The organism is Flavobacterium ginsenosidimutans (assembly GCF_037478105.1).
GTDB classification, from domain to species: Bacteria; Bacteroidota; Bacteroidia; order Flavobacteriales; family Flavobacteriaceae; genus Flavobacterium; species Flavobacterium ginsenosidimutans.
In genome coordinates, this window is the sequence record NZ_CP147988.1 from 501,707 (window position 1) to 521,395 (window position 19,689).

Consider the following 19,689-nt stretch of genomic DNA (forward strand, 5'->3'; position numbering starts at 1 on the left):
GAAAAACCTTTGTGCCCTTGTATCTCTGAAACTTTGTAACTTAAAATTACATTCCTGCCTTCAAAGCGTTATATTCTGCAGTCATATCAAGTGATCGATAAACTCCTAATAATGTTTTTGTTGCATCTTGATTTTTTGGTTCAAGCGTAAGTACTTTTTTCAGATACGGAATTGCACTTCGCGTGATATCGTCTTTTCTTGCATTAAGCTTATCATACTTTTGCATTTCGGCTGGAGTAGTTCCTAAAGAGGAAATTTCATCAGCTAAATCTTTCTTCATTTGTAATTTCAAATAAGCTAAATTGATATAAGCATCAACATAATTTGGATCTAATTCTAGAACATAATTGTAAATTGATTCTGCTTTAGGATAATCTTTCTTTTCTAAATAGGCATAAGCCAAATTATTATTTACTTCAATTTTCTTAGAAGCAACAGATTCTGTTCTTGGTTTTTCATAAAGACCTTGTGCAATTGCAGATTCTCTTGCTTTTGGAGAAATAAAAACATCTTCTTCTTTTGTTTTTTTATTGACTGCATAATACAAAACACCTTTTCCAGAGAAATTAATCTTTTTCAAAAGTTCATAATAAGTAACTGCTGAATTAAAATCTTTTGCATTAATAGATGAAGAAGCTGCATTATACAAGTTGATGGTGTCTTTTTTATCAAACAAATATACTTTATAGCTTTTCTCAGCGCTTTCTTTATACTTTTCTGCTTTAAAATCTGCCATAGCTCCATTTACAAGATTGGCTTTCATATCTTTTAAAGCCATGTTTGCTTTGACAGTCCATTTAAATTTACCTGATTCATTCTCATATAGAAATACATCTTGATAAGATTGTGAAGCCAATGTAAAATTATTAGCTGCATCAATATTTTTTCCAGCTAAATCTTTTAAAACATTTCCTTTTAAAAAGTAGTAATCAGATTTATCTTCATCAGTTGCGTTAAGAATAAGATATTCTGTTTTAGTCAAAACAGCCAAAGCTTCCTGGCTATTTCCTTTATCAAACAAAGACTGCGCTTCCTTAATATTGTCTTTTTGGGCAAATGCACCCACAGCTATCAACAAAAAGCATGATAGCATTTTAATTTTCTCTTTCATTTTGCGGTTAAGTTTTGGTGGATTAAATGATTTTCTTAGTTATTCAAAGGCATAGTAAGAAATAATCAACTGGTTAAAAGATTATTTTCGTCACTATTGGATGAGTAAAATACTTTCTGGTAAAAATATTAGTTACTCAAAAATCAAATGAACATTAAAACCTAACAAAATAAAGTAGTGTAGTTTTTCTTCATAAATGATCGGGTTTTTGGGTTAAATATTTAATTTCTAATTTATTAGTGTTCTTAATTATTTACTCAAATAAATATTCTAATACGAAAAATACTCCATAAAAGCTTTTTTAATGAATAAAAGATTAGTTTTTAACTAAAATAGAATTAAAAACTAAATAAACATATAAAATCGAATCAAAATATTAAATTTTAACAAAACTAAAGAAAATTGGTATAAAAAACTTATAAAAAATAGGAACCAAAAAATAGATAAGAATTATAAAAGGAGGAAATTAACAGAAAGAATATTTTTACAACCTAAAAAAAACTCACTACCTGAATAATACAAGTAGTGAGCTTTTCAACCAAAACGACCATTTGGTTTTATTTTAATAAACATCCGACAGGAGCAGTGGGCTGTTTAGTTAGCTATAATCTCAAAATTTTTATCATCAATCTTAACTACTGTTAAGGCTTTTGAATAATTTAAAATAAAAGAAACGACTTCTTTATTAGGCTTAAGATTTTTAGAAGCTAATGCTTTTTTTGAGTAAATTTTCCCCATACTATCAAAATGTTTTATAATAGTATAACGGGCTTATTATCAAAATAGTATTAGTTGGTTAAAATAATTTGATGTTTATCAATTATTTTTCTCAAATTCATTAGCGCATAACGCATTCTTCCCAATGCTGTATTGATGCTAACGCCTGTCACTTCTGAGATTTCTTTGAAACTCATATCTTGATACATACGCATTACCAATACTTCTTTTTGATCTTCAGGAAGCTCGTGGATCAACTTTTTTAAATCAATTTCTACCTGGTCTACAATCATTTTGCCTTCAATTGTCAATGAGTCATCTGACATTACAGAGAAAATAGAGAACTCTTCTGTTTCTCTGTACATTGGCATTTTTTTGGTTTTACGAAAATGATCCACAATTAAGTTGTGAGAAATACGCATTACCCAAGGCAGGAATTTACCTTCTTCGTTATAAGAATTACTTTTTAAAGTTTTGATTACTTTAATAAATGTATCTTGAAAAATATCATTTGAAATATCTCTATCAGCAATCTTCGAATATATGAAACCATATATCTTAGATTCATGCCTTTTTATTAATGTTGCCAGAGCAGCTTCACTGCCGTCAACATATTTTTTTACTAATAGAGCGTCTGGAGTATGCAGATCAGCCATAATAACTACTTTTTTAGTTTCTGTATTAAAATTTGGAGTAATTTTCTAAAAAGTAGTTTTTCTGTATAGGCGTATCTTTTGAGTTATGTTAATATTGTGTCCAAATTTAACAAATTTTAATTTTATAATCCAAATAAAATCATTAATTATTATTAGAAAAACTTTTATTAATGTACAATAAACATAAATTTTACGTACAAAAGGCTAAAAATCTCCAAAATAAAAAGGAATCACAACTGTTAAAAAACAGACATAAATACCTTACATTTAATCAGGTAAAATTATATTTTGAGTTAAATTATAGATTTAAATTACAATTTTTTCCTGATTAAATTGGACTCTTTCGAATATTTTTTAAACCAGCTTGTTTAAATTCAAATATTGCATCAAAAATCAATCGTTTTTTTCAATCCAAAAAGAAGTCATAATTCGCTCTAATTATGATAAAATAGTTAAAATTTGGAACTAAATCCTTAACTAAATCCAATTCAAAATTGATTACTTTTGTAAAAATTGAGTTTTTTATGCAAATTGATCTTTCTAAAATAGACCCAAAATCAAATATAATAATTAAAGGAGCGCAGGTACATAATTTAAAAAATGTAGATGTAGTCATTCCGAGAAACAAACTGGTTGTCATTACAGGTCTTTCAGGATCAGGTAAATCGAGTTTGGCTTTTGACACATTATATGCCGAAGGACAAAGACGTTATGTAGAAAGTTTATCATCTTATGCACGTCAGTTTTTAGGGCGTTTAGATAAACCAAAAGTAGAATATATTAAAGGTATTGCTCCGGCAATTGCGATTGAGCAAAAGGTAAACACAACAAACGCACGTTCGACAGTTGGGACTTCAACTGAAATTTACGATTATATCAAACTTTTATTTGCCAGAATCGGACGCACCTACTCTCCTATTTCTGGACAAGAAGTCAAAAAAAATACAGTTACAGATGTTATTGCCGATGTTAAAAGTCTTCCGCTGGATAGCCGATGGTTGCTTCTTTCTCCTATTCATCTTGAAGAAGGAAGACAATTAGAAGACAAACTAAAAATACTTTTACAGCAAGGTTTTGCCCGTATTTTGGTCGATAATGAAATGGTTCGTTTAGACGAGTTTTCTGCTTCAGATTTACATAAATTTGACAATAAAGATGTCTTATTAATTATTGACCGTATTGTTGTTAAAGAGGAAGAGGAATTTTATAACCGTCTAGCAGATGCTGTCCAGACTGCTTTTTTTGAAGGAAAAGGAATTTGTTATTTGCAGGAATTAAATGGAGAAAAAAGATTTTCTTATTCGAATAAATTTGAATTGGACGACATTACTTTCCTAGAACCAAATGTTCATTTATTTAGCTTTAATAATCCTTATGGAGCTTGCCCAGTTTGTGAAGGTTATGGAAATATAATTGGCATCGATGCTGATCTAGTTGTTCCAAATACTTCATTATCTATTTTTGAAAGTGCTATTTATCCGTGGCGTGGCGAAAGTATGAGCTGGTATAAAGATGAATTGGTAAAACATGCCTACAAATTTGATTTCCCAATTCACAAACCGTATTTTCAATTAACAGATGAACAGAAAGATTTAATTTGGACTGGGAATCAGTATTTTCAAGGACTAAATGACTTCTTCAAAGAACTAGAAGAAAAAAATTATAAGATTCAAAATCGTGTAATGCTGTCGCGTTATCGTGGTAAAACAAAATGTCATGTTTGTAAAGGCAAACGCTTGCGTGAAGAAGCTTCTTATGTGAAAATCAACGGAAAAACAGTTTCTGATTTAGTTGATTTACCAATTAAACATTTGGTTACTTTCTTCAAAAACATCGAGTTAAATGTTTACGAACAGCAGATCGCAAAGCGTTTAATGGTCGAAATCAATAATCGTTTATCTTTTTTAACCGAAGTTGGTTTGGATTATCTTACTTTAAATAGAAATTCAGCCACTCTTTCTGGTGGAGAATCACAGCGAATTAATCTTGCTACATCTCTTGGAAGCAGTTTAGTTGGATCGATGTATATTTTAGATGAGCCAAGTATTGGTCTGCATCCAAAAGATTCAGAAAGATTGATCAAAGTATTGCTTTCTCTTCGAGATCTTGGAAATACTGTAATTGTAGTAGAACACGACGAAGATATTATGAAAGCAGCCGATATGATTATCGATATTGGTCCTGAAGCAGGGACTTTTGGAGGAAAATTGGTAGCGCAAGGCACTTATGACGAAATTTTAAAATCGGATTCGCTTACGGCTAAATATCTAAACGGCGATCTAGAAATTTCTGTTCCTAAGAGACGAAGAAAATTCAAAAATCATATCGATATTATTGGCGCGCGCGAAAACAACTTAAAAAACATTAATGTTACTTTTCCTCTTGATGTTTTAACCGTTGTTACAGGAGTTTCTGGAAGTGGAAAAAGTACTTTGATTAAGAAAATCTTGTTTCCGGCAATGCAGAAGAAACTAGAAAGTGCAGCTGAAAAAGCGGGACAGTTTAGTGAAATTAGCGGTTCTTTTTCGCAGATTAAGCATATTGAATATGTAGATCAAAACCCGATTGGTAGAAGTTCTCGATCAAATCCAGTAACTTATATTAAAGCGTATGATGATATTCGTGATTTGTATGCCAAGGAAAAATTATCGAAAATAAGAGGTTATCAGGCTAAACATTTTTCTTTTAATGTTGACGGAGGACGATGCGAAACTTGTAAAGGAGAAGGCTCTATAAATGTCGAAATGGTTTTCATGGCCGATGTTTCTTTACCTTGTGAAACTTGCGGAGGAAAACGATTCAAAAAAGAGATTTTAGAAGTGACTTTTGACAATCAGAACATCAATGACATTTTGACGATGACAATCGATGATGCTATTGCTTTTTTCGAAAAAAACAAACAATCAAAAATCACTCAAAAATTGCAGCCTTTACAAGATGTTGGTTTAGGATATGTGCAATTAGGCCAATCTTCTTCTACGCTTTCTGGCGGAGAAGCACAACGTATTAAATTGGCTTCTTTCTTGGTAAAAGGAGCAACCAAAGACAAAGCTTTATTTGTTTTTGACGAACCAACAACTGGTTTGCATTTTCATGACATTAAAAAGCTTTTAGCTTCATTTGATGCTTTGATCGAAAAAGGACATTCGATAATTGTAATCGAACATAATCTTGATTTAATAAAATGTGCTGACTGGATTCTAGATTTAGGTCCAGAAGGTGGTGAAAACGGAGGTCATTTACTTGCTTCAGGAACTCCTGAAGATATTGTTAAAGTAAAAGAATCTGTAACAGGAGTTTATTTGAAAGACAAATTATAATATATCTTCCTTTTAAAATAGTTAAGCCATAAATACAATTGATTAGTTTGTATTTATGGCTTTTATTTTATTTCTTTTTTAATGTTTAAGCTACAAGACATTTTTCTTCAAAAGGAAGACCATCTTCGTCTATAGCTACTAAAATCTTTTTCTGTTTTGATGCTTCAAAGGTAAGATAGAGCCAAGCAAATGACCACAAACCCAGAGTTAAACAAAAAATCATGAAATTTAAACTGTGATTAACCACTTTTCCACCTTTAGATAAGACCGCGAAAAGCAATTCATCATTTCTTTCTTCTAAAGTAAATCCGTTATGAACTTTGTTTGAAATCATGTTCGAAAATACTTGCATGCTTTGTTCCTGGCTGAGATGATTGTCTTTCATAATTAATTTAAATCTACAATTAATCCAATACACTTTTCTTATTCCGCAATTTCTTGCAAAATTACTTCATCCAAAAAAATAAAAAAACACCTACATTTATCCATTTTGTTAGAAATAATTCTACAATTTCTTCAAAGTAGTTCTAAACTTTCATGATAAAGTTAATTTTTATAAAATTAATTACAAAATATTCACCTGTTAAAATTGATTATTTAATCACTTATTTTCAATTACTTAACCATAGCAAAGGAAGTTACGGCTAATAATTTAACAGGAATATTTTCTCGCCAAAGAATTTCATTTGCTTCTAGCAATTAAAAATCCAAGGCAAAAAAGAGATTGCTTAATAAAAATTAAAGAATATTTTAGCTAGAAATATCAGCTTTCTTCAAAAATTAGATTAAATTTTAAATCCTAGTTTCTTGAAAATAGAATCAATAACATTATTAATATCTGGAGATATTCTGAATTTATAATTCAAATACAGATACAAAATAGTTACTAAAACCGATTTTAAAGCAATGCTTATTAATTGGAAAAATGGAAATTCCCAGAAATAAAACACTAAAAACAATGCAAAAGTAAGAACCATTGAATGAATGGTTTGCTTTGTGAATGGATATAAATCTAGTTTTTTAACCACAAAAAGCAATTTAGCCAAACTATATAAAGTAATAGAAAGAAGAGTTGCAAACGCAGAACCAAAAATTCCTAAAATAGGGATAAAAATGATATTCAAAATTACCGTTAAAACAACCAGCATTAATCCTAAATACAATACCATTCGGTAATATTTAGTATTGAAAATAATCGCATTATTATTTCCTAAAATCAAATCGAAATACTTTGAAAGACCAATCATAAATACTACTGGAATTCCTCCGCTATATTCCTTTGGAACCAACTCGTACAATTGATCAATATTTACAAAAATACAAAGCATTACAAATCCTCCCACAATCTGAAGATTGATAGACGTTTTTTTATAAAGCCGATTTAATTCGTCATGTTTGTTTTCATGCATTAATCTCGCCGTAATTGGATACACAATTTGGTGCATAGCGCGACTTGGAACTGAAATTACTAAAGCGATATAAGTTGCAACAGAATAATACGCAATATTTTCAATTTTCATGTACTGATTCAAAATCAATTTGTCACCGTCTAAAAGCAAATTGGCAACACTACCTGACAAAATAATATAAAAAGTATATTCCATTACACTTTTTACATTTTCAGGTATAGTTATCTGAAAATTAGGCTTCTTAATATAAAAAGCATAAAACATTGTTACAATAAAAGCCAAGAAATAAATAGCCGCCGTTACATAAACAAACTCAACCAAACTTATCCAGTTAAAATACAATCCGATTAAGGCAAAAGTTGAAAGTAATCTTAAACCAACTTCTTTAATAAAGTTTCCAAAAACGGAATGCATATGCACTCTTGCCCACGCATAGAAAATTTCAAAATATGCCATACAAATCCCTATAAACGGAATAAGAAGCATAAATTCACGAACGACAGGATTTTCTTTAGAAACAAAATCGGTTATATCATCATAAAAAAAGATTCCGATAAGACCTAACGGAATACACATTATAACAGGAAATAAAGCTGTAAAAGACAGGAACTGCTCTCTTTCTTCTTCTGTTTTATATTGCGAATAAAATTTTACAAGTGTATTTTGCATTCCAATTGCAAACAAAGGCATAATTACATTTGCTGCAGAAGTAATATAATTCGTTAAAGCATAATATGTTGCCCCAAGAAAAACAGGATAAAGGTATAATGTATTAATGGCTCCGATACCAAAACCAATGTATGTAATTATAGTGTTTTTAAAAGACTGATTTAAGACAATACCCATGTTTGGATTTCTGAATTTAGATTTTAGATTTTAGATTTTTTACAATCTATGATTTCCTAATCAGCTGTGCTAATTGCTTCGTTAGATTTTTTCGAGAATATTGCTGTAAGCCAATTCCATGCGATTGCAGTTTCCCTTCCAAAAACTGATTAAAAAAGTCCAAAAGTACACTTTTTAATTTCGCTTTTTCAGAATAATCAAAAAATACTCCGGTATTAGTCTCTGTTACAATATCTGCAAAGTCAGAACCTTGAGGTCCAATTGCAACAATTGGGCGGTTTGAAACCATGTATTCGAACAATTTTCCTGGAATAATACTTTTCGTATCTTCAGAATTAATCTCTATTAAAAGTAAAACTTGAGATTTTCTCTGATGCGCAACAGCTTCTTTATGAGAAACGTAACCCACTAAATTTAAGTATTCTTTCAGTTGATTTTCTTCTATTGCATCTAAAACTTCCTGACTTACCGCTCCAATTAATTTAATTTCCAAATGAGATTTAAATTCTGGAACTTCCTTCAGTAATTCAACCAAAACCTCCCATAAAAATGGCGGGTTTCTATCTGATAAGAAAGAACCAATATGAGCTAAAGTAAATTTCGTGTCTAAAGTCTGTTTTTCAACAGTTTCAACATCGTAACCATTTGTAATTACTGTAATTGGCTTATTGGTAATCGCTTCAAATTCAGTTTTAGTGGTTTTACTTGTTACAATGATTTCATCTGCCGAATTAAGCACTTTGTGTTCTAAATTTTTATGCTTTTTTTCTGCATAAGAAGATAATCTAAGCGCTTTATGATATCCGATTGTTGTCCAAGGATCACGGAAATCGGCAAACCATTTCACTTTTAATTTTTGCTGTAATTCTAAACCAATTAAGTGCAAACTATGTGGCGGTCCAGAAGTTACAATCGTATCAATATTATTTTCTTGAATGTATTTTTCTAAATAAGAAACGGATGGTTTTACCCAAAAAACGCGTGCATCTGGAATAAAAAGATTTCCTCGAACCCAAAGGAATGTTTTATCTAAAAAGGTCTGTTTTTTCTTTTGCGGAAAAATTCCCGAACTGATTTTCTTGGTTTTATTTTTCGAAAAAATGGAAGCCAATTGGTAAGGCTCCCAAATTTTATTCTTTAAAACAATTACTTTATCTGATATTTCACTTACCAATCCTTCATCAACAATTGGATAAGTCGGATTTTCTGGAACGTAAACTATTGGCTGTACATCAAATTCTGGCAAATATTTTACAAATTTCAGCCAACGCTGTACACCAGGCCCTCCCGCAGGTGGGAAATAATAGGTAATTATTAAAAGTTTTTTTTGTTCCAAGGAAAATGAGTTTACTATTTTTAAAGTGCGAATTTAGAATTTTGAAATTCTAGACTTCATTTTTCTTACTAGAATTTCTACTTTCAAAATAAATTCCTCCAGCTAAAAGCAACAGCATTCCAATTGAACTTATTAAAGTAATTGTCCCTCCAGTTTTGATAATCTGAGGCTCAAATTTAAATTCAATAGTGTGTTTTCCAGCAGGAACTTCCATTGCTCTTAGAACATAATCAACTGGGAAATGATCTGTTAATTTACCGTCTATATAAGCGTTCCAGCCATTTTTATAATACATTTCAGAGAAAACAGCTAAACCTTCTCCGTTATTTTCTGATTTGTATTTGATATAATTTGGCTTATAAGTAACAACCTTAATCGTTCCTGTTGTATCAAAAGCTTTCTTTAATCTCGCGTTTTGGAATTTACTTTCATGCTCGTGAACATTGAAAACCGCTACTTTTTTAGTATCTAAAGTATTCAACGCTTTCATTACATCATCTGGTTTATTTACCAGTTTTACTGCACCCACAAACCAAGCATTTCCGTTAGCATCTGGATTAACAGCAGGAATTTGATTTCCTTCTTTATCTACTTGAATTACATACTTAACATTAAGCATATTAAGCACTTCAAGATTATTTTTAGCAATTTGATAATCGTACAATTGCTGCATTCTTCTTGGTCTTACAGCACTATATCCACCAATAGTTTTATGGAAATAAGAAGATCTTCCTTGCAATTGTCCCTGAAGATCAAATACACGGTAAACCGATGTGTCTTTTAAAATCTGACTGTCTGCAGGTGTTTCTTGAAATGGCGCCGCAATTTGAACTGGACTCACAAAATCTTTAGCCGAAACATATTTTTTATCCACAAAGAATAAGTCAAAAATCATTACAATTCCAACTATAACTAAAGTTGTTGTCTGAGATAATCTGTTTTTAATAAACATCCACAACACCACAAAAGTAACAACTATTAAAAATCCAGATCTTAATAAATCTGCATAATACATAGTCATTCTATCTTCTTTTAAAGCATCAACGAAGCCTGGTCCGTAGCTTTCTAAGAAATATTGATCACTTGTTCCTGTAAAATGGAAGAAACTTTTTGCTATTAATAAAATAACAAGAACTCCCAAACCAAAAACTCCAGTCTGAACTAAAGCTTTCTGCTGTAATTTAGGCTCGTCTTTAGCCTTAAAGAATGACTGTAATCCCATAACAGCTAAAACAGGGAAACATAATTCTAAAATAACTTGAATTGAAGATACCGCTCTAAATTTATCATACAACGGAACATATTCAATAAAAAAGTTCGTCAACAAAGAGAAGTTTTTACCCCAAGAAAGCACTAAAGTAAAAAGTGCTCCTGTAAGGAAAACATATTTGATTTTTCTTTCGTCTATAAATAGTGCTAAAACTGCTAAAAAGAAAACTACTGCTCCAATATAAGCTGGCGCAGAAACGATTGGCTGATCTCCCCAATACGTTGGCATTCCCGAAACAAAATCCTGAGCTTGAGATGTAGGAACTCCTTGTTCAACCATAAATGCATACATACGGCTGTCTGTACCAACATTTTCATGGCTTGAACCTCCAAAAATTCTTGGAGCAATTAAATTTAAACTTTCTGCGATACCGTAACTATATTCTGTAATATAGTCGGTTGTCATAGAAGCTGTGGTTTCATTTTTTGATCCGTCTGGATTAAAAGTCAACTCACTTTTATCTCTAATACTATATTTGGCATATTCATTTGTTGCCATTAAATTTCCAGCATTAGCTCCTAAAGCAAAAATTCCAGCAACAAGTAAAACTCCACAAGAAATTAAAAGTCCTTTAAAGTCCTTTTCTTTGATAAAATTAAAAGCAAAATAACCTGAAAGTATCAATAAGAATATCAATAAATAATAGGTCATTTGGAAATGATTAGCACTAATTTCAAGTGCCACAGCAAACATGGTGAGCAAACCTCCCCAAATATATTTTTTCTGAAAGACGAGTATAAATCCTGCAATTACCAAAGGCATATAAGCAATAGCGTGCGCTTTGGCATTATGACCAACTCCTAAAATAATAATCATGTAAGTTGAAAAACCAAATGCTATAGCTCCGATAAAAGCTTTCAACGGATCAGTTTTTAAGACCAATAATAAACCATAAAAACCAAGGAAATATAAAAACAAGTAATCTGCAGGACGCGGAAGAAAACGCAGTACATCATCAACTTTACCAATAAAATCGTTCGGATAATTTGCTCCAAGCTGATATGTTGGCATACCACCAAAAGCTGAATTTGTCCAATAAGGTTCAGCATTTTCAACAGCTCTAAAGTCATTTTGCTCTTTTGCCATTCCGGTATATTGAGCAATATCTGACTGGAAAATTTGCTTTCCTTGTAGAACTGGATAAAAATAAATTAATGATACTAAGATAAAGCCCAGTACAACAAGGGCATGCGGATAGAACTTATTTACTATTTTCAATTTTGGCTGGTTTGGGTTAAAATGAATCCTAAATTTTCAGGACACAAATCTAATCTATTTCTTCGTAATCAACATACTCCCCGACTTTTTTGGTTTCGCGCGGGTTTTTAGCATTAGCAGTATTAATAATTATTTCGTCTTTATTAGTATTGTTATTCTGCCAATTATTGCCTTGATTGTACTGACCGTATTGTTGTTGCTGTCTTTGAAAATTTTCACTCGCATTTTCAACTGCCTTTTTTACCAATACTGGCAAAAAGATTCGAGCTAAAAATTTCATGATATAATAAAAGGCGATAAGCCCAATAATAAATCTCAAACCTGAAAATGATGCTTCTTGCATAACTCTATAATTTTTTTCCAAAATTAATAAATCCGTTGTTTAAAAATAAAATATGAATCTTAAATAAATAATAAAATATGTACATTTGAAATGCGTTATTATATTTTAATCCAAAAAAAATTATATGTTCAAAATTAAAAACTTACTTGCCCCGGTACTTTTTTTTATTCCACAACTGTTTTTTGCGCAATATACTGATGTCATTAATTCAAATCGTCCAGGTGAAACCATGTCAGCTTATGCTGTTGGAAAATCAGTGATTCAAGCCGAATTAGGTGTTTACGGCATTAAAGAAAAACACGATTTATTAGATTATGACGCCAGCGGATTTGGTACAGATCTTACTATTAGATATGGTGCGTTTCTTGAGAAATTAGAATTTATTGCTGATATTCAATATCAAATGGAAAATTTTGATACTTCTTACACTAGTTATAAAAAGAATAATTTCAGACAGACTGTTTTAGGTGCTAAATATCTTATTTACGATCCTTATAAAAATTATAAAAGAGAAGCTAATATTTATAGCTACAAAGCCAATCGTAATTTTCAATGGCGCGAATTGATTCCAGCTGTTTCTGTTTTTGCAGGAGCTAATTTTGTTGGTGCCGATAATCCTTATTATTTTTCTCCAGATGGCGCTATTTCGCCTAAAATTTCATTGATTACACAAAACCTATTAGGCGGAGGATCTTGGGTTTTTGTAACTAATATTATTGCAGATTATATTGGCACAGACTATCCAAGTTATGGATATGTATTAACTTTGACGCACGGATTTAATGACAGATGGTCTGGTTTTATTGAAAATCAAGGATATAAAAGCGACTTTTATAGTGATTCTATTCTTCGTACAGGAGCTGCTTTTCTGCTTTCTTCAAATATGCAGGTTGATGCTTCTATAAGTACTAATTTCAAAAACACACCATCTATTTTATATGGTGGCGTTGGAGTTTCATGGCGATATGACGGATGGTACAAAGAAAAGGTAGAAGTAAACAAAGCCGCAGACAGAGCCAAAAAGAATCCAGACAATGAAAAACAAATAGATTATCAGGAAAAAGAAAGAAAACGTAAAGCAAAATACGAATAAAGTAAAAATAACAAACCTTTAAAAAGGACTCAATACCACCTTAATGATTACAATTAAAGAAGCCAAAAGCAAGAAAGAATTAACCGAATACATAAAATTTCCTTTTTCATTGTATAAAGATAATCCGTATTGGGTTCCTCCTATTATTTCAGATGAATTGGAATCTTTTGATAAAACTAAAAATCCAGCGTTTGATAATGCCGAGGCTTACTTTTATCTGGCTTACAGAGATAATAAAATTGTGGGACGTATTACTGCTATTATCAATTGGTCTGAAGTTAATAACCAGCACAAGAGAAAAGTACGTTTCGGATGGTTTGATGTAATTGATGATATTGAAGTCACAAAAGCTTTGCTTGAAAAAGTTTATGAATTAGGAAGGAAACATAATTTAGAACATGCTGAAGGTCCAATGGGATTTTCAAATTTAGATAAAGTTGGAGTTCTTACCGAAGGTTTTGATCAAGTTGGAACCATGATTACATGGTATAATCATGAATATTATGTAAGACATTTTGAGGAATTAGGCTTTCAAGTTGAAAAACAATATATAGAAAGCATATTTCCTTTTTCTAATGTTAAACCAGAATTCTTTCAAAAGGCACAAGAATTAATCAAGAAACGTTACGGACTAAAAGCTCTTAATTTTACCAAAACAAAAGATATTATGCCTCACGTAGACAAAATGTTTGATTTGTTTAATGAATCTTATGAAAAACTAGCTTCATTTGTAGCCATTTCTGATGTGCAAAAAGAGTATTTTAAAAAGAAATATATCAGTTTCATCAATCCAGAATACATCAAATTTGTAGTTGATAAAGACGATAATTTGGTTGCTTTCAGTATTGTAATGCCAAGTTTTGTTGAAGCTTTGCAAAAAATAAGAGGGAAATTATTTCCGTTTGGTTTTCTGCAACTATTAAAAGCTAGAAAACACAGTAAAGATGTTGTTTTTTACCTTATCGGAGTTCATCCTGAATACCAAAATAAAGGTGTTACGGCTATTATTTTTGACGAATATTACAAAACGTTTTCTGCTAAAGGAATCCAAACTTGCATTAGAACTCCTGAATTATTAGAAAACAATGCTATTCATTTACTTTGGAAAAACTTTGATCCAGTTATTCACTGTCAGAGAAAGACTTATTTGAAGAATCTTTAATTTTAGTTTTCAGTCGCAGTCTCAGTTTTTAGTTTTAGAAAATTAACAATAAAAAAATCCATTCGCCCCCAAACGAATGGATTTTTCACTTCATAAACACATCATTTACTCTACTTTGCAATCAACTTTAGTCAAAGTATTTTTTTGATCAAATTTTAGTTTTGATTTATCTTTAAAAGAAACTTTATCATTGGCAGTTACTACATCGCCATATCCTTCAACAAAAGTTCCATCTTTTTGCAGAAAAACAACTTCTCTTACAGACGAAACTCCTTCTGAATTAAAAGTATAATCGGCAATTAAAGTGTCGCCTTTCATATTTCCTATTAAAGTTCCTTCGTTTTTATCTTTTCCAACCAAATTATAACTTAGTTTTCCGTTTACTTCCTGATGAGAATTAACATTAAAACTCATTTCGATCACGCTTCCGTCTGATCTCCAAGCATAACATTGATCGCCTGCAGGCTCTACAATTTCGGCTTCTTTTGGTGGACTTGGCGTTATTTGAATTGGCTCTGTTTTAGTTTCTTTTTTACATGAAACAAGAACTGTTAAAACAAGAGTTGTTATAGTTAATACTTTTTTCATAATGCTGTTTTTATTTTGTGATTATGACATAAAGTTAGCTTAAATAAAAAAAATCCATTCGTAGAACAAATGGATTTTTTTACATAATTCCCACTTAAGGAAATCTATTTTTTTATGAATTTACGAAACGTCAACAGTTGTACGTTCAGCAATTTCTTTATAAGTTCCGTTAATCAATTTCTCACGAATTGCCTCGAAAGCTGTTAAAGTCTCTTCGATATCTGCTAATGTATGAGAAGCTGTCGGGATCATTCTTAACAAAATAATTCCTTTTGGAATAACTGGATATACAACGATAGAAAGGAAAATACCGTAGTTTTCTCTTAAATCGTTAACCATAACCATTGCTTCTGGAATACTTCCTTCTAAGTAAACTGGTGTAATACAAGTATTTGTATCTCCAATATTAAATCCTTTTTCTTTAAGACCACTTTGTAATGCATTCACATTTTCCCAAAGTTTATCTTTAATTGCAGAAGATTTACGTAACAATTCTAAACGTTTTAATGAACCAATTGTTTGAATCATTGGTAATGCTTTAGCAAACATTTGAGAACGTAAGTTATATTTCAAATAATCGATAACTGTTTTATCAGCCGCTACGAAAGCTCCGATATTAGCCATAGATTTTGCAAAAGTAGAGAAGTAAACATCAATTTGATCTTGAACTCCTTGCTCCTCACCTGCGCCAGCACCAGTTTTACCTAAAGTACCAAAACCGTGAGCATCATCTACCAATAATCTGAAATTGTATTTTTTCTTTAACTCAGCAATTTCTTTTAATTTTCCTTGCTGTCCGCGCATTCCGAAAACACCTTCAGTAATAAATAAAATACCTCCACCTGTTTCTTCTGCCATTTTAGTAGCACGTTGCAAGTTTTTCTCCATACTTTCAAGATCATTGTGTTTGTATGTGAAACGTTTACCCATGTGTAAACGAACACCATCAATGATACAAGCATGCGAATCTACGTCATAAACAATAATGTCATTTTTAGTAACCAAAGCATCAATAATAGACACCATTCCTTGGTAACCAAAATTCAATAAATAAGCAGATTCTTTCATTACGAATTCAGCTAATTCATTTTCTAATTGTTCATGATACGTTGTGTGCCCAGACATCATACGAGCTCCCATTGGATATGCTGCACCAAACTGAATTGCTGCATCTGTATCTGCCTGACGAACTTCTGGATGATTTGCTAAACCTAAATAATCATTTAAACTCCAGTTTAAAATATTTTTTCCGTGAAAAGTCATTCTAGGACCCAACTCTCCTTCTAACTTTGGGAAAACATAGTAACCCTCTGCTTGAGAAGCCCACTTTCCTAAAGGTCCTTTATTGTCCTGAATTCTTTCGAATAAATCTTTTACCATAATATATGTAGTAATTTTTTTTACTTAATCAGCGAGCAAAAATAATCATTATTAATTTAAAATGAAGAGCCTCAATTATTTTTATTTAAAAATAATCATCTGATTTTATTCTGTAAGTTTTACCTTAAACAATTATTCGGAATTATCAGCAAACATGATTTTTATCATAATAAAAGACAAAATAGTCCTTTAATTTTGATCCATATTTAAACGAAAACAAAACCAAGTAATTATGGAAAGAAATAACAAAATTTGGATTAAAATGAACGTACTGATATGTTCATTTTTTATGATTCTTCTTTTAGGCAGTTGCAAAAAAGATGAAGCTAAAAATTACGCAGATATTATGACTGAGGGCGAAATGGATGCCGAACTCACATCACCACCTCACGTTCCTAAACCTGTTGGCAGCAGAACCGCCATGAAACTTAAATTAAACATGGAAATTAAGGAACAAGAAGGTACAATGACTGACGGTGTAAAATATACTTATTGGACATTTGGCGGTTCTGTTCCGGGAAGTTTTATTAGAACGCGAGTTGGCGATGAAGTTGAATTTCACTTAAAAAACCATCCTGACAACAAATTACCGCATAATATCGATTTACACGCTGTAACTGGTCCAGGTGGTGGAGCAACTTCTTCTCTTGTAGCTCCTGGACACGAAAAAGTTTTCAGTTTTAAAGTTCTAAATCCTGGATTGTATGTATATCACTGTGCAACAGCTCCTGTGGGAATGCACATTGCAAATGGTATGTACGGATTGATTTTGGTTGAACCTGAAGGCGGACTTCCTCCTGTTGATAAAGAATACTACGTTATGCAAGGCGATTTTTACACTCAAGGTGAATATGGTGCAAAAGGTCTTCAGCCGTTTGACATGAATAAAGCGGTAAAAGAAACTCCTGATTATGTAGTATTTAACGGAAAAGTGGGATCATTAACAAATGGAAATGAATTGACTGCTAAAGTTGGTGAAACCGTTCGTTTGTTTGTTGGAAATGGTGGACCAAATTTGGTTTCTTCTTTCCACGTTATCGGAGAAATATTTGACAATGTGCATGTTGAAGGCGGAAGTACAATAAACAAAAATGTTCAAACGACTTTAATTCCTGCTGGTGGCGCTGCAATTGTAGATTTTAAAGTTGAAACTCCGGGAACTTTCATTTTAGTTGATCACTCTATTTTTAGAGCTTTCAACAAAGGTGCTCTGGGAATGCTAAAAGTGGAAGGAAAAGAAAACAAAAACATCTATTCTGGAACTATTCAAGAAGGTATTTATTTGCCTGAAGGTGGAACAATTCAAAAAATGCCTGGAACCTCAACTGCAAAAGCAGCAGTTCCAAAACGTACTGTTGAAGAAAAAGTTAAAATTGGTAAAGAAATTTTCGGAACAACTTGTTTCGCTTGCCACCAATCTGAAGGACAAGGAATCCCAAATACTTTCCCTCCTTTAGCAAAATCAGATTATCTGAATGCTGATTCTAAACGTGCTATTAAAACGATTCTACATGGTTTAACGGGAGAAGTTACAGTTAACGGTAAAAAATACAACAACGTAATGCCAGCTCAGAATTTATCTGATGATGAAATCGCAAATGTGCTGACTTACATTTATAGCAGTTGGGGAAATAATAAAACAGAAATTACGCCAGAAATGGTAAAAGCGCTAAGATAACAGCAAAACCAACGGCATGAAAAAATACATTTTCATTCTTTTAATTGTCTTTTTCCCTGTGTTTACTAGTGTCATGAAGGCACAGGAAACAGAAATGGCTTTCATTAAAGAGGGATCTTTTGTCCCTCTTTATGGAGTCGTTTCTAAAAAACCTGTCGAAGTAAAATCCTTTTATATAGACATTTACCCTGTTACAAACCGTGAATTCTTAGATTTCGTCAAAAAAAATCCTTCTTACCAAAAGTCAAAAATTAAAGGCATTTTTGCTGATAAAAGCTATTTGTCGTATTGGTCAACTGATTTTGATTTTGGAAATGCAAAACCAAATTCGCCTGTGACAAGTGTTTCTTGGTTTGCCGCAAAAAAATACTGTGAATGCGAAGGAAAACGTTTAGCTACAATGGATGAATGGGAATACGTAGCAATGGCAGATACTAAAAAGATTGACGCCAGAACCAAAAAAGAATTCAACGAATACATTTTGTCTTGGTATGAGAAATCGAGAACGTATGAAAATGAAATTGGAAAAACTTTCAAAAATTATTGGGGAGTTTACGATATGCATGGTTTGGTTTGGGAATGGACTTCTGATTTCAACAGCATCTTTTTATCTGGAGAATCTAGAAAAGATAAAAGTACCGACAAAAATCTTTTCTGCGGAAGCGGATCTGTAAATGCATCCGATTTAATGGATTATGCCGCTTTTATGCGTTACGCGTTCAGAGGAAGCTTGAAAGCGCAATATTCAACACGAAATCTTGGCTTTAGATGCGCCAGCACCACAAAACCAAAAATCTAATTTAAATTAGTTTACAATGAAAAAAATAGCAATCGCTTTTCTTCTCCTATTCTCATTTTACAGCTGTAAAGAAGCAGATAAAAAAGAAGCTATAGCAGAAACAAAAAAGGAAATCAGTGATTTATCGATTTACAATCTTCCTTCAAAATGGACAACACAAGATGGTAAAGACATTGAATTGAAAAGTCTGAGAGGAAATGTTTTGGTAATGGTAATGATTTATACCAGCTGCAAATCGGCTTGTCCGAGATTAGTTGCCGATATGCGTGATATTGAATCAAAATTGGAGAAACAAACAAAACAGCATGTAAAATTGATTTTGGTAAGTATAGATCCAAATACAGATACTCCAGAAAGACTAAAATCATTCGCTATTGAAAACAAAATGAATCAAGATCCTTGGATTTTCCTTCGTTCAACTGAAGAAAACACTCGCGAATTTGCAGCAGTTTTGGCTGTCAATTATAAAAAAATCTCTCCAATAGATTTTTCGCATTCAAATATTATCAGCGTTTTTAATCCTGAAGGAGAATTGGTTTTTCAGCAGGAAGGTTTAGGCGTAAATAATGAAAAAACAATCGAAATAATAAATCTTGAAGCTGGAAAGATATAGATATTTAAATAGGTTAATTAGTAAGAAACAAGAGTAAGTTTAGAAATAAATTGACTCTTGTTTTTTATTTACATAAAAAGCTAAGTTAAGCTTCGGAAAAGCGAAATATTTATCAGGTTAGCAAATTCCCAATATGATTCTATAAATATT

At 31.6% G+C, this 19,689-nt stretch carries 16 protein-coding genes; 6 read left to right on the forward strand and 10 right to left on the reverse strand.

Going from position 1 to position 19,689, the window contains the following annotated elements; translation table 11 throughout:
* Window positions 1-46 precede the first annotated feature (46 nt).
* The 3 genes from V6624_RS02445 to V6624_RS02455 all read right to left on the reverse strand — a co-directional run bounded on the left by V6624_RS02445 (window position 47) and on the right by V6624_RS02455 (window position 2,484).
* A complete protein-coding gene (locus V6624_RS02445) occupies window positions 47-1,111 on the reverse strand; it encodes a tetratricopeptide repeat protein (protein ID WP_111286684.1) in 1,065 nt (354 codons plus the stop codon).
* A 594-nt stretch (window positions 1,112-1,705) separates the two neighbouring features.
* A complete protein-coding gene (locus tag V6624_RS02450; protein WP_204251680.1) occupies window positions 1,706-1,849 on the reverse strand; it encodes a hypothetical protein in 144 nt (47 codons plus the stop codon).
* Between the two features lie 50 nt (window positions 1,850-1,899).
* The gene (locus tag V6624_RS02455) at window positions 1,900-2,484 is read right to left on the reverse strand and encodes an RNA polymerase sigma factor (RefSeq protein WP_111286686.1); all 585 of its coding nucleotides are present in this window, start codon (window positions 2,482-2,484) and stop codon (window positions 1,900-1,902) included.
* A gap of 524 nt (window positions 2,485-3,008) precedes the next feature.
* On the opposite strand from V6624_RS02455, the gene uvrA reads away from it, so the two are divergent.
* Window positions 3,009-5,804, forward strand: a complete 2,796-nt coding sequence (gene uvrA, locus V6624_RS02460; protein ID WP_111286688.1) for an excinuclease ABC subunit UvrA — start codon at window positions 3,009-3,011, stop codon at window positions 5,802-5,804.
* 85 nt (window positions 5,805-5,889) lie between these two features.
* On the opposite strand, the gene V6624_RS02465 is transcribed toward uvrA, so the two are convergent.
* The 5 genes from V6624_RS02465 to V6624_RS02485 form a co-directional block, all read right to left on the reverse strand.
* On the reverse strand, window positions 5,890-6,189 hold the full coding sequence (locus V6624_RS02465; protein ID WP_111286690.1) for a hypothetical protein: 300 nt from the start codon (window positions 6,187-6,189) through the stop codon (window positions 5,890-5,892).
* 400 nt (window positions 6,190-6,589) lie between these two features.
* Window positions 6,590-8,059, reverse strand: coding sequence for a polysaccharide biosynthesis C-terminal domain-containing protein (locus V6624_RS02470; RefSeq protein WP_111286692.1), 1,470 nt, complete (start codon window positions 8,057-8,059; stop codon window positions 6,590-6,592).
* A gap of 46 nt (window positions 8,060-8,105) precedes the next feature.
* Window positions 8,106-9,395, reverse strand: a complete 1,290-nt coding sequence (locus V6624_RS02475) for a glycosyltransferase family 4 protein (protein WP_111286694.1) — start codon at window positions 9,393-9,395, stop codon at window positions 8,106-8,108.
* A 49-nt stretch (window positions 9,396-9,444) separates the two neighbouring features.
* Complete coding sequence (locus tag V6624_RS02480; protein ID WP_111286696.1) at window positions 9,445-11,883, reverse strand: YfhO family protein; 2,439 nt, start codon at window positions 11,881-11,883, stop codon at window positions 9,445-9,447.
* Window positions 11,884-11,932: 49 nt separating this feature from the next.
* Complete coding sequence (locus tag V6624_RS02485) at window positions 11,933-12,226, reverse strand: DUF4834 family protein (protein ID WP_111286887.1); 294 nt, start codon at window positions 12,224-12,226, stop codon at window positions 11,933-11,935.
* Between the two features lie 124 nt (window positions 12,227-12,350).
* Between V6624_RS02485 and V6624_RS02490 the strand changes: the two genes are divergently transcribed.
* Together V6624_RS02490 and V6624_RS02495 are read left to right on the forward strand one after the other, a co-directional pair.
* A complete protein-coding gene (locus V6624_RS02490) occupies window positions 12,351-13,319 on the forward strand; it encodes a transporter (protein WP_111286698.1) in 969 nt (322 codons plus the stop codon).
* A 43-nt stretch (window positions 13,320-13,362) separates the two neighbouring features.
* Window positions 13,363-14,481 (forward strand): GTP cyclohydrolase, encoded by a 1,119-nt coding sequence (locus tag V6624_RS02495; RefSeq protein WP_111286700.1) that lies wholly within the window; start codon window positions 13,363-13,365, stop codon window positions 14,479-14,481.
* A gap of 105 nt (window positions 14,482-14,586) precedes the next feature.
* Here V6624_RS02495 and V6624_RS02500 read toward each other — a convergent pair whose 3' ends face one another.
* Window positions 14,587-15,069 (reverse strand): hypothetical protein, encoded by a 483-nt coding sequence (locus V6624_RS02500; RefSeq protein WP_111286702.1) that lies wholly within the window; start codon window positions 15,067-15,069, stop codon window positions 14,587-14,589.
* A gap of 120 nt (window positions 15,070-15,189) precedes the next feature.
* On the reverse strand, window positions 15,190-16,449 hold the full coding sequence (locus V6624_RS02505) for an aminotransferase class I/II-fold pyridoxal phosphate-dependent enzyme (RefSeq protein ID WP_111286704.1): 1,260 nt from the start codon (window positions 16,447-16,449) through the stop codon (window positions 15,190-15,192).
* A 232-nt stretch (window positions 16,450-16,681) separates the two neighbouring features.
* Between V6624_RS02505 and nirK the strand changes: the two genes are divergently transcribed.
* From nirK to V6624_RS02520, 3 genes are read left to right on the forward strand one after another with little or no spacing between them, the layout of a single operon-like run.
* Window positions 16,682-18,127 carry a copper-containing nitrite reductase gene (gene nirK, locus V6624_RS02510; protein ID WP_111286706.1) on the forward strand — a complete coding sequence of 482 codons (1,446 nt, stop codon included), beginning with the start codon at window positions 16,682-16,684 and terminating at the stop codon, window positions 18,125-18,127.
* Between the two features lie 16 nt (window positions 18,128-18,143).
* Window positions 18,144-18,926: a formylglycine-generating enzyme family protein gene (locus V6624_RS02515; RefSeq protein WP_111286708.1), complete on the forward strand. Its 783-nt coding sequence runs from the start codon at window positions 18,144-18,146 to the stop codon at window positions 18,924-18,926.
* Window positions 18,927-18,942: 16 nt separating this feature from the next.
* Entirely contained in the window at window positions 18,943-19,539 is a 597-nt protein-coding gene (locus tag V6624_RS02520) for an SCO family protein (protein ID WP_111286710.1), read from the forward strand.
* Window positions 19,540-19,689 lie beyond the last annotated feature (150 nt).